Below are 2,656 nucleotides of genomic sequence, written 5' to 3'. Positions count from 1 at the left end.
TTACAAGCGGGATTTTCGTGTGGGTAAAAACTGTATAAGAAAGAATTTAAAAATGGCTCTTATGAACCGTCTTAATGTAAGGGCTGTCGCAACATTGGGAGCTGGCAAATAGTGTGATGGTACCGGCTTACTTCTTCACAAGCGTAAAGATGGAGGTGCTCAATGGATTTATCGTTATACCATTCATGGGCGCCGTCGTGAAATGGGCTTGGGGGCGTTGCGAAATGTTTCTTTAAAAAAAGCCCGTGAATTGGCAAATCAATGGCGTTCTGTTTTGCATGAAGGGCGTGACCCCATTAAAGAACGCGATAAACAAAAGCGTGAGGCAATAAGCAATCTCCATTACTTAAAAGATATTGCACTAGATACTTTTGAAACTCGTAAAGCTGAATTAAAAGGTGATGGTAAAAATGGTAAATGGTTTACACCTTTACGCCTTCATATTCTCCCTAAATTAGGCTGTTTACCCGTTTCAGAGATTACGCAAACAGAGATACGCAATACCCTTTCTCCCATTTGGCATACAAAGGCTGTAATTGCTCGAACAGCATTGATACGTCTTAATCTTTGTCTCAAACATGCGGCTGCATTAGGGTTAGATGTTGATTTACAAGCAGTAGAAAAAGCACGCGCTCTCTTAGGCAAACAACGTCATAAAAAACAAAGCTTACCAGCCATGGATTGGAGAGATGTGCCGGCTTTTTACCAATTTCTCTGCAAAACAACAACTATAAAACATTTAGCTTTGCGTCTGCTTATCCTGACAGGCGTTCGTACCAACCCTTTGCGTCATATTCGTGAAGATCAGATTGAAGGTGATATATGGACAATCCCTGCTGAGAATATGAAAGGCAAGCGTGATGCCACAACAGAGTTTCGCGTGCCCCTATCATCTGAAGCAATAAAAGTAATTGAACAAGCCCGCTGTATCTCTAAAAGTGATTTCATCTTTTCACTTACCGGTCGTGGTCCTCTTTCACATACGATGATGGCGGCGTATATGAGAAAAAATAAAATTGAAGCTTGCCCCCATGGTTTTCGCTCTAGTTTACGCGATTGGCTAGCAGAAACAACCGATGCCCCCTATGAGGTCGCTGAAACTATTCTAAGTCATACAGTAGGAGGACAAGTAGAGCGCTCCTATCGTCGTACTGACTATCTAGAACAGCGCCGTGTCTATATGGATAAATGGGCGGCTTATGTCACGGGTCAAACCTAAAATATGGGGTGAATAACCCCATTATCTGTGGATAACTTTAGCTCTCTTCTCTCTCATTCTTTCTCAATAAGATTCATCACGTATCACATCAGAAATTGTATGATAAAATATTGTTTTCTATAAATAAAATACCTTCAAAAATGAACCAAAATGTGGTTAATAAATGGTTATGATTTGTTGCCATTTTTATAGTGAAAGGATTTTAATATGACAGAAAATGATATTCTTTTAACAGACCGTGAAAGTGCAAAATTGCTTCATATGAGTGTCTCAACATTCCGGCGTCATGTTACCAATGGCTCTTTACCAAAACCTTTAAAATTTGGTTTTTTATCGCGTTGGTTACAATCAGATCTTTTGAATGTCATCGAGCAAGCAAAACAGCAACGTTATAACGACGCGGCATAAAAAGAAAACCTTGTCACGTAAGGATGGACAAGGCTTTCTCTGCTGAAGCAAGACTTAAGGTTTGCATTCAAGTTGTTCTGAATGCTTTTTACAATAAGAGCTATTTAAGCGTCTCTCAACACTTCGCTGAGGCATGACAGCACCAGGACGACATATGGGAAGGTTGTCTGATTTATGGTTCTCACACCAATCTTGTATTGTAAAGCTAGGGCGAAAACCTGATTGCGCCATACACATTTCAATACTGGCAAATTGATTCAAATCTAGCGCCACAACCTTATTAAGGTCCGGTACTCCACATTCTAAAAGTATTTTATTTCTCCATAATGCTGGAGAAAGTGAGGGAATTGAGTTAACACATCCAGTGATACTTAACAGAGCTATACAACTCAACAGTTTTAAGATTTTCTTCATTCTGCCCCTCTTTCAATGGATTTATTTACAATAAAACAGAGCTCATAAGCCTGTTGATATTTTCTGTCACCGCTGTTTAAACAACGGTGAACAATATTGAAATGTTGGATTGAGGGAACAGTCCCGCCATTCCAAGAGAAGGCAAGGATGGCAGATTGTTGATCATCACAAGAAAGACTTAAGGATAGCATTCATATTGTTCTGGATGCTTTTTACAAAAAGGGCTGTTTAAGCGCTTCTTGACACTGCGCTGTGGAACAACAGCACCTGGACGACAAATCGGGAGATTTTCGGCTTTATGGTTTACACACCATCCCCCCCCCTTTCATCTTTATAGCGGAAACCTGATTGAACCATACAAGCATGAATTGTTGCTATTGCATTGTTGCTTAAATTTCTGTTTTCTGGAAATACATCATAAGGAGCTGGCATACCACATTCTAATAAGGCTTTTCCTATTTCAGTAAAATCAGTAACACCATTTTTCTCCCACGCGCTCAAATACCCTCCAGGAGTTTTATTAAACTGACATCCAGCTATACCTAATAAAGTTACAGCACCTAATAGCTTTAGAGTTTGTTTCATTTTTTCCTCCATGATTTAATTCAAGGTTTT

General features: G+C 39.6%; 3 protein-coding genes and 2 pseudogenes. 2 read left to right on the top strand and 3 right to left on the bottom strand.

Going from position 1 to position 2,656, the window contains the following annotated elements:
• The first annotated feature begins 52 nt into the window (after nucleotides 1-52).
• Nucleotides 53-1,219: pseudogene (locus ACFIJJ_RS09385) on the top strand (tyrosine-type recombinase/integrase).
• Between the two features lie 207 nt (nucleotides 1,220-1,426).
• Complete coding sequence (locus tag ACFIJJ_RS09380; protein WP_015856172.1) at nucleotides 1,427-1,627, top strand: AlpA family transcriptional regulator; 201 nt, start codon at nucleotides 1,427-1,429, stop codon at nucleotides 1,625-1,627.
• A 54-nt stretch (nucleotides 1,628-1,681) separates the two neighbouring features.
• Here ACFIJJ_RS09380 and ACFIJJ_RS09375 read toward each other — a convergent pair whose 3' ends face one another.
• The 3 genes and pseudogenes from ACFIJJ_RS09375 to ACFIJJ_RS09365 all read right to left on the bottom strand — a co-directional run bounded on the left by ACFIJJ_RS09375 (nucleotide 1,682) and on the right by ACFIJJ_RS09365 (nucleotide 2,626).
• Nucleotides 1,682-2,041 carry a hypothetical protein gene (locus ACFIJJ_RS09375; RefSeq protein ID WP_375624232.1) on the bottom strand — a complete coding sequence of 120 codons (360 nt, stop codon included), beginning with the start codon at nucleotides 2,039-2,041 and terminating at the stop codon, nucleotides 1,682-1,684.
• On the bottom strand, nucleotides 2,038-2,232 hold the full coding sequence (locus tag ACFIJJ_RS09370; protein ID WP_375646758.1) for a hypothetical protein: 195 nt from the start codon (nucleotides 2,230-2,232) through the stop codon (nucleotides 2,038-2,040). Before ACFIJJ_RS09370 ends, ACFIJJ_RS09375 begins: the two co-directional genes overlap by 4 nt.
• Nucleotides 2,220-2,626 (bottom strand): annotated as a pseudogene (locus ACFIJJ_RS09365) (hypothetical protein). The gene ACFIJJ_RS09370 and the pseudogene ACFIJJ_RS09365 overlap by 13 nt, the downstream one beginning before the upstream one ends.
• Nucleotides 2,627-2,656: the final 30 nt, after the last annotated feature.

The organism is Bartonella sp. TT29SHDZB (assembly GCF_042193395.1).
GTDB lineage: Bacteria > Pseudomonadota > Alphaproteobacteria > Rhizobiales > Rhizobiaceae > Bartonella.
This window is presented reverse-complemented; position numbering and strand designations above follow the sequence as displayed.

Bases quoted from the DNA above. Each gene is read 5' to 3' on its own strand.
- ACFIJJ_RS09370 (WP_375646758.1), bottom strand. From the start codon at position 2,232: ATGCTATCCTTAAGTCTTTCTTGTGATGATCAACAATCTGCCATCCTT.
- ACFIJJ_RS09375 (WP_375624232.1), bottom strand. From the start codon at position 2,041: ATGAAGAAAATCTTAAAACTGTTGAGTTGTATAGCTCTGTTAAGTATC.
- ACFIJJ_RS09380 (WP_015856172.1), top strand. From the start codon at position 1,427: ATGACAGAAAATGATATTCTTTTAACAGACCGTGAAAGTGCAAAATTG.